This is a genomic window from Tersicoccus mangrovi, assembly GCF_036881825.1.
Taxonomy (GTDB): domain Bacteria; phylum Actinomycetota; class Actinomycetes; order Actinomycetales; family Micrococcaceae; genus Tersicoccus; species Tersicoccus mangrovi.
Genome location: NZ_JBAJMW010000003.1, coordinates 239,084 through 255,166, shown reverse-complemented (window position 1 = coordinate 255,166; position 16,083 = coordinate 239,084). Strand labels below are relative to the sequence as shown.

The following is a 16,083-nucleotide window of genomic DNA, read 5'->3' as shown; positions in this document are numbered from 1 at the left end:
GAGAGCGGTCCGCTCACCCAGCGGCCGGGCAGCAAGGTGGTCGCCACGGTCGAGGAGGCCGTGGCCGGCATCGGCGACGGCGCCCTGCTCGCCGTCGGCGGCTTCGGGCTGTGCGGCGTGCCGCAGATCCTCATCGACGGCGTCCTCGCCTCCGGTGCCACCGACCTGGCGATCGCGTCGAACAACTGCGGCGTGGACGAGTCCGGGCTCGGGGTGCTGCTGATGGCCCGCCGGATCCGGAAGATGTTCTCCTCCTACGTGGGGGAGAACAAGGAGTTCGCCCGCCAGTTCCTCTCCGGTGAGCTCGAGGTCGAGCTCATGCCCCAGGGCACGCTGGCGGAGAAGCTGCGGGCCGGTGGCTCGGGCATCGCGGCCTTCTTCACCCAGGCCGGCGTCGGCACGCAGATCGCCGAGGGCGGCCTGCCCCGGAAGTACGACGCCGACGGCGGCATCGCCGTCGCCTCCCCGAAGAAGGAGGTGCGGGAGTTCGACCACGGCGGCAACACCACCGAGTTCGTCCTCGAGGAGGCCATCGTCGCCGACTTCGCCCTCGTGCACGCCCTCAAGGCGGACGTCTACGGCAACCTCGTGTTCAACAAGGCGGCGCGGAACTTCAACCCGCTCGCGGCGATGTCCGGCAAGGTCTGCATCGTCCAGGCCGAGGAGGTCGTCGAGCCCGGCGAGCTGGACCCCGACGAGATCCACCTGCCGGGTGTCTACGTGCACCGGATCCTGCCGGTCGGCACCGACATCGACAAGCCGATCGAGAAGCGCACAGTCACTGCCGCTGTCAATGCCGCAGGCACTGCCGCGCGCGAGGGAGGGAACTGAGATGGCCTGGACCCGTGAGCAGATGGCCGCCCGGGCGGCCGAGGAGCTGCCCGACGGCGCGTTCGTCAACCTCGGCATCGGGCTGCCGACGCTGGTGCCGAACTACATCCCCGAGGGCCGGTTCATCATGTTCCAGTCCGAGAACGGCATCCTCGGCGTCGGGCCGTACCCGACCGAGGACGCCGTCGACCCGGACCTGATCAACGCGGGCAAGGAGACGGTGACGACCCTGCCGGGCGCCTCGTTCTTCGACTCCGCGACCAGCTTCGGGATGATCCGCGGCGGCAAGATCGACGTCGCCATCCTCGGCGGCATGCAGGTCTCCGTCGCCGGTGACCTGGCCAACTGGATGATCCCCGGGAAGATGGTCAAGGGCATGGGCGGCGCGATGGACCTGGTCCACGGCGCCAGGCACCGCATCGTCCTGATGGACCACTGCGCCAAGGACGGCTCCCCGAAGATCCTGGCCGAGTGCGACCTGCCCCTGACCGGAGCGAAGGTCGTCAACCGGATCATCACCGACCTCGGGGTCCTCGACGTCACCGACAACGGGCTGGCCCTCGTCGAGCTGGCTCCGGGCGTCACCGTGCAGGAGATCCAGGACAGGACGGGCGCGCCCGTCGCCGTCTGATCCAGCTGCATGAACCAAGCAGGTCCCGGTCCCCACGAGGGGACCGGGACCTGCTGCGTTGTGCTGGCCGCATGCGCGGCCGGGTGGATCAGTGGACGCCGAGCGCCTGCTGAATCGCGCCGACGGCGAAGAACAGGACGAACGCGCCCGCCACCACGTACATCAGCGGGTGCACCTCGCGGCCGCGTCGCTGCACGAGCCGGATGAGGGTGAACGTCACGAAGCCGGCGCCGAGGCCGTTGGCGATCGAGTAGGTGAACGGCATCAGGGCGAACGTCAGGAACGCGGGCAGCGCGATGCCGATGTCCGTCCAGTCGATGCGGCCCACCTGCGAGGCCATCATGAAGCCGACGACGACGAGCGCCGGGGCCACCGCCTCGAACGGCACGAGGTAGATCAGCGGCGTCAGGAACATGGCGATCAGGAACAGGACGCCGGTGACGACGTTGGCGAACCCGGTGCGGGCGCCCTCACCGATGCCGGCGCCGGACTCGACGTAGATCTGGTTGGACGACACCGAGGCGCCACCGCCGGCGACCGCGCCGAGCGCGTCGACCATGAGCACGCGGTTCACGCGGGGCAGGTTGCCGTTCTCGTCGGTCAGGCCGGCCTCGTTGCCCAGGCCCACCATGGTGCCCATCGCGTCGAAGAAGATGCTGAGCAGGATCACGAACGCGAGCAGGAGCGCCGAGACCCCACCGAGGTGCGCGAACGAGCCGAAGAGGCTGACGTTGCCGATCAGGCTGAGGTCCGGGGCGGACCAGGCCGGCATCGAGGGGACGACGAGGGACCAGCCCTGCTGGTTCGGCGGGGTGTCCGGGCCGAGGAACGTGGGCCCGATGTGGAAGATCGCCTCGAGGATGTTGGCGAGCACGGTGGAGGCGATGATCCCGATGAGGATCGCGCCGCGCACCTTGCGCACGACCAGGGCGATGGTCAGGGCCAGCCCGAAGAGGAAGACGAGGGTCGGCCAGCCGACGAGCTTGCCGTCGAAGCCGAGACCGACCGGGACGGTGGTGCCCGCGGCGTCCGGCACGCGGCGGACGAAGCCGGCGTTGACCAGGCCGATGAGGGCGATGAAGAGGCCGATGCCGACGACGATCGCCGTCTTCAGCCCTTCGGGTACGGCCCGGAAGACCGCCTCCCGGAAGCCGGTGGCGACGAGGACCAGCATCGCGAGGCCGGCGAGGACCACGAGGCCCATCATGTCCGGCCACGTCATCCCCGGGTGGGTGGCGACGGTGATGGAGACCAGCGCGTTGACCCCCAGGCCCGTCGCGATCGCGAACGGGTAGCGGGCCCACAGGCCCATGGCGAGCGTCATGATGCCGGCCACCAGGGCCGTGACGGCGGCGACGCGCGGGATGCCCAGCGTGTGCCCGGCCGAGTCGGCGCCCGCCAGGATGAGGGGGTTGAGCACGACGATGTAGCTCATCGCGAAGAAGGTGGCCAGACCGCCGCGCACCTCGCGGGCCACGGTCGACCCGCGTTCGGTGATCTGGAAGTAGCGATCGAGGCGACCGTGGGGTCGCGTCGCCGTGGTCGCGCCGGTACCGGCCGGTGCCGGTGAATGTCCGCTCATGGATGAAGTCCTCCGCCCGTGCCGAGTGCACGAGAATCGTAACCGTTCGATCACGCCCGCGGACCGTCGTGGTCGCTCACCGTGACCAACACCTCAGTCGAATCACTTGCGGCGGTACTCTCGGACCACGAGCACCACCGCCGATCGACCCGAGCGAGGATGCCATGACCGATCAGCCCCGAACCGGGACCCCCGGTCCCACCACCGGATCCGGCCCGTCCGAGCCGCTGCCCGTGGTGGTCGGCGTCGACGGCTCCGACCACAGCCTCACCGCCCTCCGGTGGGCCGTGGAGGAGGCCCGGACCCGTCAGGCCCCGCTGGTCGCCCTGACGGCGTACAGCGTGCCGATCTTCGCCGCGTCCGGGATGGACGGCGGCTACGCCACGATCGACGACAGAATCATCCGTGACGGCGCCCAGGCGGTGGTGAAGGCCGCCCTGCAGGGCGTGGACACGAGCGGACTGGCGGTCGAGGCGTCGGTCGAGTCCGGTGACGCCGCCGGGGTGCTGCTCGGGTGGTCCGAGCAGGCGCAGCTCGTCGTCGTCGGCTCTCGCGGGCGCGGCGGCTTCGTCGGCCGGCTGCTCGGCTCGGTCAGCGGCGCCCTGCCCGCGCACGCCCACTGCCCCATCGTCACCGTCCCGCCGCCCGCCAAGCGCGCGGACCGGGTCGAGGACGTCGTCGTCGCCGCCGTCGACGGGTCCGAGCACGCGCGCATGGCCGTCGTCGTCGCGGCCGAAGAGGCCCGGCGCTCCGGCCTGCCGCTGCGCCTGCTGTGTGCGCTGCCGCCGATCACGGCGTCGATGGCCTGGGTGCCCGCCCCGCTGGACCGGGACGGCATGCGCCACGACATCGACGAGCAGATGGTGGCCGGCAGTCGCTGGCTCGCCCACCACTTCCCTGACGTGGACATCTCCTACGACATCCTCGACGGCGTTCCGGTCGACGTCGTCGTCGAGGCGTCCGCGTCGGCGCGGCTCGTGGTCCTCGGCACGCGGGGGCGCGGCGGTTTCGCCGGCATGCTGCTCGGGTCGACCAGCCGGGGTGTGCAGGCGCACGCCCGCGGCCCCGTCATGGTGGTGCCGGATCGGGAGGACCCGCGTCTGGCGGACCGCCCCTCGTTCGGCCCGATGGCGGAGTAGCGCGGGGACTACCGCCCGGGACATCCGGCGGGCTACCGCCCTGGATATCCGGCGGGCTACCGCCCTGGATATCCGGCGGGCTACCGCCCTGGATATCCGGCGGGCTACCGCCCTGGATATCCGGCGGGCTACCGCCCTGGATATCCGGCGGGCTACCGCCCTGGATATCCGGCGGGCTACCGCCCTGGATATCCGGCGGGCTACCGCCCTGGATATCCGGCGGGCTACCGCCCTGGATATCCGGCGGGCTACCGCCCTGGATATCCGGCGGGCTACCGCCCTGGATATCCGGCGGGCTACCGCCCTGGATATCCGGCGGGCTACCGCCCTGGATATCCGGCGGGCTACCGCCCTGGATATCCGGCGGGCTACCGCCCTGGATATCCGGCGGGCTACCGCCCTGGATATCCGGCGGGCTACCGCCCTGGATATCCGGCGGGCTACCGCCCTGGATATCCGGCGGGCTACCGCCCTGGATATCCGGCGGGCTACCGCCCTGGATATCCGGCGGGCTACCGCCCTGGATATCCGGCGGGCTACCGCCCTGGATATCCGGCGGGCTACCGCCCTGGATATCCGGCGGGCTACCGCCCTGGATATCCGGCGGGCTACCGCCCTGGATATCCGGCGGGCTACCGCCCTGGATATCCGGCGGGCTACCGCCCTGGATATCCGGCGGGCTACCGCCCTGGATATCCGGCGGGCTACCGCCCTGGATATCCGGCGGGCTACCGCCCGACGTCCCGGCGGGAGAAGATCCCGACCGCGAGCGCGACGATGACGGCGATCGCCACCACGAAGGCGAGCACGACGCCGCCGTCCGCGCCCGCGGTCAGCGGGTTCGGCCCGAAGACGGCGTGGTACGGGGAGAACGCGTGCAGGCCCTGCAGATCCTCGGACTGGTTGCCCAGGGCGTTGAAGACGTAGCCGAGGACGGCGACGGCGGTGCCGGCCCCGATGCCCCAGACGCGGCGTCCCGTCACGGCCCCCGCCGCGAGTGCCACACTGCCGGTCAGCAGGGTCAACAGCCCGAACTCGAGGCACATCCCGGCCAGGTGACCGGTGTCCAGGCCCAGCTGGGACGGCTCGTTCAGGGCCAGCACGACGACGAACACGACGAGCACCATGACGACGACGCGGACCACGAGGGCCGCGAACCGCTCGAGCACCACCTGGGAGCGGGTGACCCCGTGTGCCAGCGTCAGCTCGAGCTGCCCGGACTCCTCGTCGCCGCCCACCGCGGCCGCGCCCCAAGTGATCACCGCGATCGTCGTCAGGACGAAGCCCATGAGCCCGAAGAAGGTGGACTGGGCGTAGCCGGGGCCGGTGCCGATCTGGTCGTAGTTCAGGGTGCGAACCAGTTCGCGGGGCAGGGAGGAGATCAGCTGCTGCATCTGCTGGCCGCCGCCGATCGAGGGGAACAGCGGCAGGTAGAGGCACAGGGTAGCGGTCAGCCCGACGCACCAGCCCACCAGGGACCGCCAGGTGCTCTCCATGGCCACGGCGAACAGCGGCAGCGCCCGTCGCCCGGTGGCGCTCCGGCCCACCCGGCTCACTCCGGTGGTCATCGTCCCGCCTCCTGTCGATCGCGGTCGGGTGCGATCCGCGCGTCGGACGCCGAGGCTCCGGTGGTCGCGGCGGCGGACGGCGCGGCGACGCTCCCGTCGGGCCTCTCGTCGGGCCTCTTGTCGGCCGTGCCGGTGCCCGCGTCGTCCTGCGGGCCGTAGAGCCGCAGCACGGCGTCCTGCAGATCCGGCTCCTCCAGCACGAGATCGTCGACGGGCAGGTTCGCCAGCGCGCGGAGCAGCGGCCGCACCGGGCCGCCGGCCTCTGCGTCGACGTCGACGACGCCGTCGTGGGGATGCAGCACCACGGCGGTCAGCCCGGCGTCGGCCAGGCCCGCCTCCAGGACCACACCGTCGACGGCCTGCACCTGCAGCCGCACCCGGCGCACCGCCGACCTGCGCAGCGCCTCGACCCCCGCGACCTCCACCACGGTGCCGTCGCGCAGGATGACGACCGCGTCCGCGGCCTCCTGGATCTCGCTGATGACGTGGGAGGAGAGCAGCACGGTGCGCCCCTCGTCACGGACCTGCCGCACCATGGCGAGGAACTCGCGCTGGATCAGCGGGTCGAGGCCGCTGGTCGGCTCGTCCAGGATCAGCACCTCGGGGTCGTGCATGAAGGCCTGAATCAGTCCGAGCTTCTGCTTGTTGCCCTTGGAGAGCTTGCGGACGGGCCGGTCCAGGTCCAGGCGCAGTCGTTCGGCGAGCTCCTCGATCCGGCCACGGGGGACCGTGCCGGAGACGGCGGCGTAGTGGGCGAGGAGGCGGCGTCCGCTGATCCGGCCCTGCAGGGTCAGCTCGCCGGGCAGGTACCCGATGCGCCGGCGCAGGTCGGGGCCGCCCGTCCGGCTGTCTTCCCCGGCGACGCTCGTGCGTCCGGACGTGGGCCGGATGATGTCGAGCAGGATCCGCATGGTGGTCGTCTTGCCCGCGCCGTTCGGGCCGATGAGCCCGTACACGCTGCCGGCCGGGACGGCGAAGTCGACCTCGCGGAGGGCCTCGTGCCGGCCGAACCGTTTGGTCAGCCCGACCGCCTCGACGGCGTTCGGCGTGCCGCGGTCCGCCGGCGGTGCCGCCGTGGCCGAGTGACGTCCGTTCATGATCCGGTCTCCTTCCCTCCCGATCCGGCGTCTTCGGCGTGGGCGGTGAGCGACTCCTCGGCCACCCGTTGCACGGTGTCGTCGGTGTAGAGACCCGTCGTGTACAGCTGCAGGGCCGGCCCGGCCACCCGCCGCATGACCTCCGGGTTGCGGCCCTCCAGTCCAAGGTTCCGGGCCAGATGGTCCGGTGCGAGCAGCATCCCCAGGCTGCCGGACGCGATGAAGACGGCCATGGCGCGGGGATCGGCCACCGGCTGGATGGTCCCGCCGGCCATGCCGGCCAGCACGTAGTGCTCGGTCTCGTCGATCATCGTGTCGACGAAGTGCGCGCCGGTGGCCGTCCCCTCGACGATGGCCCGGGCCATGTAGTCCATCGGGACGCGGTACCGGTCCGGATCGGCGAAGAACGCGGTGATGACGGTGCGGATGCCCTCCGTCGTCGCCTCCGCCCGCGCCTGGGCGACGAACCAGCCGAGGACGTGTTCGTCGCACGCGAGGCGCAGGTCGTCCTTGCTGCCGAAGTGATGGATGAGCAGGGCGGGACTGACGCCGGCGTCGGCCGCGATCGCGCGCACCGTCGTGCGGTGGAATCCGTCGCGCGCGAACCGCACCACGGCGGCGTCCCGCAGCCGAGCCCGGGTGGTGAGGTCACCGTCGTCGGTCGCGTCGGCGTCGCGAGCTGAACGCATGTTCACCAGATTAAACAGGCGTTCAGGTCGGGGCAAGCGCCGGACTGGCAGGCCCGTCGGAGCGCGTCAGTACCGGGCGACGAAGCCGTAGGGGACCATGCCGACCAGCTCGCTCAGGTCGTTGACCATGATGCCCTGCGTGGGGTTGAGCGCGTGGACGACCTTGTTGTTCCCGAGGTAGATGGCGATGTGGTAGAAACCGGGGCCGCTGCCGAACACGAGCAGATCGCCGTACCGGGCCTGGGCGAGCGGGACGCGGGTGGGCGCCGCCCAGAACTGATCGGTGCCGCCGCGGGGGACGTCGATGCCGGCCGCCCGGAAGGCCTGCTGCACAAGGCCCGAGCAGTCGAAGGCCACGGGGCCGTTGCCACCCCAGACGTACGGGCCGCCGACCTTGGACAGGGCGTACTGAACCATGACGCCGATCGCGTCCGAGGACGCTCCGGCGACCGGTGCCGGTGCTGGCGCCGGGTCGGGGGAGGGCGCCGGAGCGGGAGCCGGCGCCGGTGCGGGGATGGGCGCCGGAGCAGGCGCGGGTGCCGGAGCAGGCGCGGGTGCCGGTGCCGGTGCTGGGGTGACGACCGGAGCCGGCGCGGGGTCCGTCGGCGCTGGGTCTGCCGGCTCGGGGTTCGGCGACGGAACGGGCGCCGGGTCGGCGGGCTTCGGCGCCGGTGCGGGTGCCGGTTTCGCGGGCGCGGTCGTGGGTTGATCGGCCGTCGGGACGGCGGCGGGCTGGACGTGCGGTGCCGCGGCAGCCGTCGTCGCCGGTGTGGTCGTGGGGGCGGGTGCGGCCGGCGCAGCTTCCACCGGCGCCGCCGTCTCCGGGGACGGTGACGGTGACGCCGCGGGAGCCGTCGTGGTGGCCGGTGCCGGAGCGGCCGGGGCCTGCTTCGCCCGGGAGGCGGCGACGGCCGCGGCCAGGGCCGCCTGCTGACGGGCTCGCTCCAGGCCGGCCACCCGCGTGCGCTCGAGGGCGACGGAGGTGTTCCGCAGCTGGGCCAGCTGGGCGATCATGACGGTGCGCTGCTGCGCCCGCGCGGCGGCCTGGTCCTGCTGGGTCGCCGCGGCCGACGCTGCTCCGTTCCGGGCCGCGTCGGCGGCGGAGGAGGCGTCGTTGGCCGCCTGCTGGGCTGCCTGCGCGTCCGCCCGCAGCGATGCGGCCGATCGGGCGGCGCGCGTGGCCGTCTCGATCGTGCGGGTGCGGCGCTCCGCCAGGACGGCAGCGGTCGCGGCGCGCTCGAGGTCGGCGTCGGACCCGCGTCCGGCGAACAGGCCGGCGGCGGTCGGGCTGATGCCCGCCGTGCGGTACATCGTGCTCGCCAGTCGGCCGGCGTCGACCCGCGCGGACTGCAGGGAGGCGTCGGCCGCGTCCGCGGCGGCGGTCGCGGCGTCCGCGGCCCGGCGGCGGTCCTGGCTGATCTGCAGCGCGGTCGTGTACTGGTCCGCTGCCTGCAGTGCGGTCACCATGGCCCGCGCGGCGTCGGCCTGGGCGACGTCCAGCTGCCCTTCGATGCGGCGGACCTCGGCGGCGGTGGCCGCCACGTTCCCCTTCGCGCGAGCGATGTCGGCGGCGGTCGGCAGCGTGCCGGTGGCCGTGACGGTGCCGGCGGCGGGAACGACGGGCCGCGGGGTCTCCTGCGCGGTGGCCGGAGCGATGCCGGCGGTCGCCAGCAGCAGCCCGACGGAGACACCGGCGACGACGCGGGTCAGAGCGACGGCGCGTCGTGGGGCGGTGGGGCGGGGTGCTGCGACGGTCATGGGGGTCCTCGGTGCCGGTGACATCGGGGTGCCGGCCGGCGGACGTTCCGCGACATGTGGGGTCCCGGTCCGCTGCATCGAAGAGCTCGATCGCGCAGCGGAGGACGTCCTGCTGGTCGACACCAGCAGTGACACTAAAGGCCAGATATCACTTTGGCAACAGTTTTCCCACCAATAACATAAACAACATGTGTGTCATTTGCCGCGCAGGTCACACGGCGTGTCGCGACGTCGGTGTGGTGACGAGGGGTGGTCAGCCCCAGCCGAGTTCGTCGAGGCGGTCGTCGTCGACGCCGAAATGATGCGCGACCTCGTGCACCACGGTGGTGCGGATCTCGGCGACCACCTCCTCCGGCGTCGTCGCCAGGTCGAGGATGGGGCGCCGGTAGACGGTGATGCGGTCCGGCAGCGAACCGGCGTCCCACCAGCTGTCCCGCTCCGTCAGCGGGGTGCCCTCGTAGAGCCCGAGCAGGCCCGGTTCCTCGGGCTCCTCGGCCACGAAGACGGCGACGTTGGACATGGCGGCGCGCAAGTCGGCCGGGATCTGCTGCAGGGCCACCCGCACCGCCAGGTCGAAGTCGTCCTCGGACAGCTCCATCACCCTGCCATTGTGACGGCACCACCCCGCGGCGGTCGTTTTGGCGGAACCGCCGCCGTCCCCTATGCTGATGGAGGTCCACAACGGGATGCCTCGCCGACGGGGAGTCTCTCCTCGCGCAGGATCCGTGACGTTCCCGGGCCCCCATCGTCTAGTGGCCTAGGACACCGCCCTTTCACGGCGGCGACACGGGTTCGAATCCCGTTGGGGGTACCACGGAGGTCTGCGGAACTCCGGACTCACTCGCTGGGGTAGGATGATGGTCCTGTCCTGGTGGGTACACACCAAGGCCCTGTAGCGCAGTTGGTTAGCGCGCCGCCCTGTCACGGCGGAGGTCGCGGGTTCAAGTCCCGTCAGGGTCGCTCAGGCGGCTTCGGTCAACGATGAGAATCGTTCCTCCGGAGTCGTCGCGGCATATCGCCCTCGGTTCGCCGGAGCGGTGCCGGGCTCTGTAGCTCAGTTGGTAGAGCGTTCGACTGAAAATCGAAAGGTCACCGGATCGACGCCGGTCGGAGCCACCATCGAAGAAGCCCCCGGGTTCTCCCGGGGGCTTCTGTCGTCCCCGGCCCGATCGGCCGGAGGGTCGGACGGTGAGGTGGCGGCCCGCAGACCGCCACCTCACGCTCAGAACTGGTCGAAGACCGCGACCGTGCGGGCCGGGACCGTGAAGGTGCCGGTGCGACGGTCGAAGCGCGCCGTCTTGACGACCTTGTCCTTGCTGAGCAACTGCACCGGGTTGAGGATCACCCGCGCGTTCTTCATAGCAGGGACCGTCTGTGTGGTGGCGGTGGTCCCGGCGTTGAACACGATCACCTGGCCCTTTCGCGCCCGGTCGACGTTCGGTCCGACGGTGTCGTCGATCCGCTCGACGATCACGCCGGGGGTGGCGCTCGCGCCGCTGTTCGGGAAGGACACCTTCTGCTGGATCAGCGCCGCGGAGCCCAGGTGCAGCAGGGGGCTGGTCTTCCGGATGGTCAGCAGCGCCTCGGACGCCGACTCGGCGGTCGCCAGGTCCGCGGCGGTCGGCTTGAGCTTCGCGTCCTCGAGCAGCGGCTTCGCGTACGGCCAGCGCGCCTGGTTCGACGCGGCCGGCGGCAGGCCCTTGCCGAACCCGTTGGTGCTCAGGCTCGGGTCGAGGGCGTTGAACCAGTCGCCGGAGTTGTAGCTGTTGCCGTCGAACGACTTGCTGCGCAGCGCCTCGGTGCCCGCCTGCCAGAACGACACGCCCTGCGAGAGGGCCGTCGTGGAGAGGGCGAGGGTCTGCATCCGGATGCGGTCCGCCATCGAGGTCGACTGCGGCAGCTTGTAGGTCAGGAAGTCGTACAGCGTCTCGTTGTCGTGCGCGTCGACGTAGTTGACGGCCTCCTGAGGTTCGGCGGTGTAGCCGGCGGGCGCGCCGTTGTAGTCGACCTGCGACCCCGTGACGGTCTTCCCGTTCGCGGCGGTGAAGCGGTAGTCCGCGAGGTTGCCGGTCAGGCCGACCTTGATCAGGTCCTCGGCGTTGCCGAGCGCGGCGAGCTGGTCGGACACGGATCCGTTGACGGCGTCGCCGTTCGGGTCCGTGTAGAGCCCCGAGGCCCAACCCTGGCGGCGGGGGTCGACGTCGTCGAACTTCCCGCCGCGAACCGCGTCACGGATCCGGTCGTTGAACGTGCCGACGCCGGTGCCGCCCATGTTGGCCTGGCTCGCCTGGGTGAACAGCGCGTTGTCGGCGACGGTGCCGAAGTTCCAGCCCTCGCCGTACAGATAGATGGACTTGCCGTCGACGCCGTCCTTGCTCGGCGTGAGGGCGTCGAGCTGCTTGCGGAGATCGACGATGACCTGCTTCGGGGTGAAGGACATCAGGTCGAACCGGAACCCGTCGACCTTGTACTGCTTCGCCCAGGTGAGCACGGAGTCGACGAGGAGCTTGCCCATCATCGTGTGCTCGCTGGCCGTGTCGCTGCAGCAGGTGGACGTGGTGACCTTGCCGGTCGCGTCGAGCCGGTGGTAGTAGCCGGGCACGATGCGGTCGAGGTCGTTGGTGCCGGCCTGGCCCGAGTCGGACGTGTGGTTGTAGACCACGTCCATCACGACCCGCAGGCCGTCACGGTTCAGGTTCGAGACCATGCCGCGGAACTCGCGGGTGCGGGCCGCGCCCTGCGGGTCGGTCGCGTAGGAGCCCTCGGGCACGGTGTAGTGCTGCGGGTCGTAGCCCCAGTTGTAGCCGTCCTTGTCCGCGGTCGCGGTGACGCACGCCTGCTGCTGGTCCGAGGCGGGCGGGTACGAGGGGAGGTCGCAGTTCGGGGACTGCCAGGTCGACTTGTCCTCGTCGACCGAGCTGGAGGCGAAGTCCGCCGCCGGCAGCAGGTGCACCGTCGTCATGCCGGCCCGTGCGAGGGACTTCAGGTGCTTGACGGCGTTGCTGCTGGTGTCGCCGAACGCGGCGTAGGTGCCGCGGTCGCCGGCCGGCACGGTCGGGTCGCCGACGGAGAAGTCGCGGACGTGCAGTTCGCTGATCGTCTGGTCGACCGGCGCGCCGATGCGGGGTTTGCGCAGCGTGTTCCACCCGGCCGGCTTCAGCGCGGGGGAGTTCAGGTCGGCCAGCAGGCTGCGGGTCGAGTTCTGCGACAGCGCGACGCTGTAGGGGTCGGTGACGAGGTTGTGTTCGACGCGGGCGGTCTCCGGCACGTACACCTGCACGTCGTACTGGTAGAAATTCCCGGTCCAGGCGGGGGTGCCGGTGGCCGTCCACACGCCGTCCGCCCCGCGGGTGAGGGGGACGGTCGAGGAGGGGTCGGTCGCGGTCGCCGAGTCGTAGAGCTTCACGGACACCTGCTGGGCGGTCGGCGCCCAGAGCGCGAGCGAAGGCGTGGCGCCGGTGAACGTCGGGCCGAGCACGCGGTGCGCGGCGCCGGCGTCGATGTCGTCGAGGACGCCCGGCGTCTGCAACCCGGTCGCGTCGACGAGCCTGCCGTCGGCGTCGAACGCGGCGACGGCGACCTGGCCGGTGAGCAGGTCCCCGGCCTTCGCGGCGGTGGTGGCGTCGAGGTGCAGGGCCGGCAGGCCCGCCTGGGCGGGGAACGTCGTCTTGAGCGAGGTCGGGAGGCCCGCGGGATCCGCGGTCAGGGGGAACCTCGTGCCGCCGTCGATGCCGGTCGGCGTGGGCGTGAGGCCGCCGTCGGGTGCCGCGTACAGGGCGTAGGACGCGATCGCCGCGTCGGTGGACGGCTTCCACGCGATCGTGTCACGGGAGAGCCAGTAGCCACCGAGCTTGCGCACCGACGGCAGGCCGTTCCCGGCAAGGACGGAGAGCACGTGCGTGCCCTCGTTGTAGCTGAAGGTGGTCCTGTCGCCGGTCTTCGCGACCGTGAAGGGGATGTTCTCCCCGGAGGCGACGCCGTCCTTGCCGTAGTTGACGTCCCAGCTCAGGTTCGTGGCGGTCTTGACCTGCCAGTCGCCCGCCGGGATCGCCGACGTCGTGAACGTCGCGATCCCGTCGCCGTCCGGGTCGGTCAGCCAGGATTTCAGGCAGTCCGGCGCCCAGTCCGAGGAGCAGCCGAGCTCGCTCTGGAAGTCGCCCACCGCGACCGCGATGGGGTGGTCCGCGTCGGTGCTCGCGTAGTGCGTCACCGGGTCGTAGGCGAAGGTGACGGTGGTGTGGTCGGCCGGAACGGTCAGCGTGATGTTCGCTCCGCCGGCCGCGCCGCCGGCGCCGTAGTTCTCGTTCCAGCTCTTGTCGATCGCGACCTTGTACTCGTAGCTGCCGGCGGGCAGCGTCAGCGTCGTCGACCAGTCGCCGTCGGCGCGCCGGTGCAGCTGCACCTGGTCGCAGTCCGCGGACCAGTCGGCCGCGCAACCGGCTTCGGAGCCGAACGAGCCGGGCACCGAGACCGCGTCGGGTTCGGTCGTCGCGGCCCCGGCCACCGTCGCGCTCGGCAGGACCAGAGCCGCGGTGGTGAGGATCGTCAGAAGGAAATGGGCCGTGCTTCGTCGCATTGCTGCCTCCGTCTACGGCCATGCGCCCTCGCCTGGCCTGCAGATGGACCGTAGCAAACAGTTACAGGACGTGGAAGAGCACGGCAGCTCGTTCGGGCGTGGCGAGCCAGTACGGTAAGGGCATGGTCGCCCGGCTCGAAGAGATTGCCGCACGCGCCGGCGTCAGCGTCGCGACCGCCTCCCGCGCGCTCAACAACCGGCCCGGTGTCTCCGAGGACGCCCGCACCCGGGTCCTCGCCGCGGTCGACGTCCTCGGGTACCAGCGTCCCGATCAGCTGCAGTCGCGACGGCTCAGCCTCGTCGGCGTCGTCGTCGCCGAACTCGAGAACCCGATCTTCCCGCTCTTCGCGCAGGCCATCGAGCAGACGCTGCCCACGTTCCGGCTCGCCGCGCTGCTGGCCACCCGCCGCGCCGGCGTCGCGGCCGAGGCGGCCTCCGTCGAGCTCCTGCGCGAGCACGGGGTGTCGGGCATCATCTTCGTCTCGGGTGTCCACTCGGATCCGCATGCGGACCTCGAGCACTACTTCGCGCTCCGTGAGAACGGCGTTCCCCTCGCCCTCATCAACGGCCCGGTCGCGGGTCTGGACGCCACCGCGGTCTCGACCGACGACGCCGCTGCTGCCGCGACGGCCGTGCGGCACCTGCACTCGCTCGGGCACCGCCGGATCGCGCTGGTCAACGGTCCCGTCCGCTACACGCCTGCGCGCCGGAAGAGCGCCGGCTTCGCGGCGGCCGCGTCGGCCGCGGGCGACGTCGACGCGATCGAGCTGTGCGGCGACTACTCCCTGGAATGGGCGCGCGGTGCGGCGGAGTCCGCGGCGCGCGACGGCGTCACGGGATTCGTCGCGGCGTCGGACTTCCTCGCCCTCGGCGCCATCCAGGGGGCTCGCGCCGCCGGGCGGCGGGTGCCGCAGGACGTCTCGGTCGTCGGGTTCGACGGCTCGGCGATGATGAACTTCACCGATCCGCCGCTGACCACCCTGCGGCAGCCCGTACAGGCGCTGGCGTCCGCGGCCATCCGCGGGCTCGCGGCGGACCTGGAGGGCAACCCGCACCCCCGACGCGAGCTCCTCTTCGACGCCGAGCTCGTCGTCCGCGGCTCGACCAGCGCGCGAATTCGTTGACGGCGCGCTGACGGTTGCGAGTCCGGCGCGGGGGACGGTGTCAGGCCGCCGAGCGCTCCGCTGCCGGACGCCGGCGCAGGCTGGCGTCGGCGACCTCGGGGCCGCGGTAGACCATGTCCATGGCGCCGATGCTCTCGCCGGGCGGCACGATCGCGTCGATGCGGTCCAGCACCTCGTCGGAGAGTGTGAGCTCCATGCCCGCCAGGGTGTCCTCGAGCTGCTCCATGGTCCGCGGCCCGGCGATGGCGGACGTGACGCCGGGGTGGGCGATCGCGAAGGCCATGGCCAGGTGCGTCAGGGGCACGCCGAGGTCGTCGGCGAGGGCGACGAGTTCCTCGACGGCGGCGAGCCGGCGCTCGTCGCGGAAATGGCGCATGCCGGTGCGGGTCGAGCGGAAGTTGTCGTTGGCCTGCCCGGCGCGGTACCGCCCGGTCAGCGTCCCACCCGCGAGGGGGCTGTAGACGAGGGTGCCCATGCCGTACCGCTGGGTGACCGGCAGGATCTCGCGCTCGATCTCCCGGTCCAGGATCGAGTAGTTCGGCTGCTCCGTGCGGAACCGCTCGAACCCGCGGCGCTCCGACACCCACTGCGCTTCCACGATCTCCGAGCCGCGCATCGACGACGTACCGATGGCGCGGACCTTGCCCTGCCGGACGAGATCGGTCATCGCGGAGAGGGTCTCGTCGATGTCCGTGTCGGGGTCGGGGCGGTGCAGTTGGTAGAGGTCGATCCAGTCGGTCTGCAGGCGCCGGAGCGAGCGCTCGACCGCCTGCACGATCCAGCGGCGGGACGCGCCGCGGTGGTTGAGGTCGTCGTCGACGGGCCCGTAGAACTTGGTCGCGAGGACGACCTCGTCGCGCCGGCCCTTCAGCGCGATGCCGACGACCTCCTCCGAGTCGCCGTAGCGATCCGCGGTGTCCACGACATTGATTCCGGCGTCGAGCGCGCGGTGGATGATCGCGATGCCCTGCTCGCGATCCGGGTTGCCGAGCGATCCGAGCATCATCGCGCCGAGCGCGTGGGGCGTGACCTTGATGCCGGTGCGGCCGAGGGTGCGGTACTGCATGGTCTGCTCCTGGTCTGGTGGT

At 71.6% G+C, this 16,083-nt stretch carries 12 protein-coding genes and 3 tRNA genes; 7 read left to right on the top strand and 8 right to left on the bottom strand.

Annotation, left to right across the window (positions count from 1 at the left end; all coding sequences use genetic code 11):
* Positions 1-36 precede the first annotated feature (36 nt).
* On the top strand, positions 37-831 hold the full coding sequence (locus V6N00_RS07275; protein ID WP_334231643.1) for a CoA transferase subunit A: 795 nt from the start codon (positions 37-39) through the stop codon (positions 829-831).
* 1 nt (position 832) lies between these two features.
* Positions 833-1,462, top strand: a complete 630-nt coding sequence (locus V6N00_RS07270) for a CoA transferase subunit B (RefSeq protein WP_334231407.1) — start codon at positions 833-835, stop codon at positions 1,460-1,462.
* A gap of 88 nt (positions 1,463-1,550) precedes the next feature.
* On the opposite strand, the gene V6N00_RS07265 is transcribed toward V6N00_RS07270, so the two are convergent.
* Positions 1,551-3,044, bottom strand: a complete 1,494-nt coding sequence (locus tag V6N00_RS07265) for an NCS2 family permease (protein ID WP_334231406.1) — start codon at positions 3,042-3,044, stop codon at positions 1,551-1,553.
* A gap of 164 nt (positions 3,045-3,208) precedes the next feature.
* Between V6N00_RS07265 and V6N00_RS07260 the strand changes: the two genes are divergently transcribed.
* Positions 3,209-4,183, top strand: coding sequence for a universal stress protein (locus V6N00_RS07260; protein WP_334231405.1), 975 nt, complete (start codon positions 3,209-3,211; stop codon positions 4,181-4,183).
* Positions 4,184-4,911: 728 nt separating this feature from the next.
* On the opposite strand, the gene V6N00_RS07255 is transcribed toward V6N00_RS07260, so the two are convergent.
* The 5 genes from V6N00_RS07255 to V6N00_RS07235 form a co-directional block, all read right to left on the bottom strand.
* Positions 4,912-5,751 carry an ABC transporter permease subunit gene (locus V6N00_RS07255; RefSeq protein ID WP_334231404.1) on the bottom strand — a complete coding sequence of 280 codons (840 nt, stop codon included), beginning with the start codon at positions 5,749-5,751 and terminating at the stop codon, positions 4,912-4,914.
* Positions 5,748-6,848 carry an ABC transporter ATP-binding protein gene (locus tag V6N00_RS07250; protein WP_334231403.1) on the bottom strand — a complete coding sequence of 367 codons (1,101 nt, stop codon included), beginning with the start codon at positions 6,846-6,848 and terminating at the stop codon, positions 5,748-5,750. Before V6N00_RS07250 ends, V6N00_RS07255 begins: the two co-directional genes overlap by 4 nt.
* Positions 6,845-7,537, bottom strand: coding sequence for a TetR/AcrR family transcriptional regulator (locus V6N00_RS07245; protein ID WP_334231402.1), 693 nt, complete (start codon positions 7,535-7,537; stop codon positions 6,845-6,847). Before V6N00_RS07245 ends, V6N00_RS07250 begins: the two co-directional genes overlap by 4 nt.
* 66 nt (positions 7,538-7,603) lie before the next feature.
* A complete protein-coding gene (locus V6N00_RS07240) occupies positions 7,604-9,295 on the bottom strand; it encodes a C40 family peptidase (protein ID WP_334231401.1) in 1,692 nt (563 codons plus the stop codon).
* 253 nt (positions 9,296-9,548) lie between these two features.
* Positions 9,549-9,893, bottom strand: a complete 345-nt coding sequence (locus V6N00_RS07235) for a metallopeptidase family protein (protein ID WP_334231642.1) — start codon at positions 9,891-9,893, stop codon at positions 9,549-9,551.
* 140 nt (positions 9,894-10,033) lie between these two features.
* Here V6N00_RS07235 and V6N00_RS07230 point away from each other — a divergent pair.
* From V6N00_RS07230 to V6N00_RS07220, 3 genes are all read left to right on the top strand, one after another.
* Positions 10,034-10,109: transfer RNA gene (locus V6N00_RS07230), tRNA-Glu, on the top strand.
* A gap of 72 nt (positions 10,110-10,181) precedes the next feature.
* Positions 10,182-10,255: transfer RNA gene (locus V6N00_RS07225), tRNA-Asp, on the top strand.
* 83 nt (positions 10,256-10,338) lie between these two features.
* Positions 10,339-10,414: transfer RNA gene (locus tag V6N00_RS07220), tRNA-Phe, on the top strand.
* A gap of 103 nt (positions 10,415-10,517) precedes the next feature.
* On the opposite strand, the gene pulA is transcribed toward V6N00_RS07220, so the two are convergent.
* On the bottom strand, positions 10,518-13,871 hold the full coding sequence (gene pulA / locus V6N00_RS07215) for a pullulanase-type alpha-1,6-glucosidase (RefSeq protein ID WP_334231400.1): 3,354 nt from the start codon (positions 13,869-13,871) through the stop codon (positions 10,518-10,520).
* Positions 13,872-13,993: 122 nt separating this feature from the next.
* Between pulA and V6N00_RS07210 the strand changes: the two genes are divergently transcribed.
* Positions 13,994-14,995: a LacI family DNA-binding transcriptional regulator gene (locus V6N00_RS07210; protein ID WP_334231399.1), complete on the top strand. Its 1,002-nt coding sequence runs from the start codon at positions 13,994-13,996 to the stop codon at positions 14,993-14,995.
* A 40-nt stretch (positions 14,996-15,035) separates the two neighbouring features.
* On the opposite strand, the gene V6N00_RS07205 is transcribed toward V6N00_RS07210, so the two are convergent.
* Positions 15,036-16,061: an aldo/keto reductase gene (locus V6N00_RS07205; protein ID WP_334231398.1), complete on the bottom strand. Its 1,026-nt coding sequence runs from the start codon at positions 16,059-16,061 to the stop codon at positions 15,036-15,038.
* Positions 16,062-16,083: the final 22 nt, after the last annotated feature.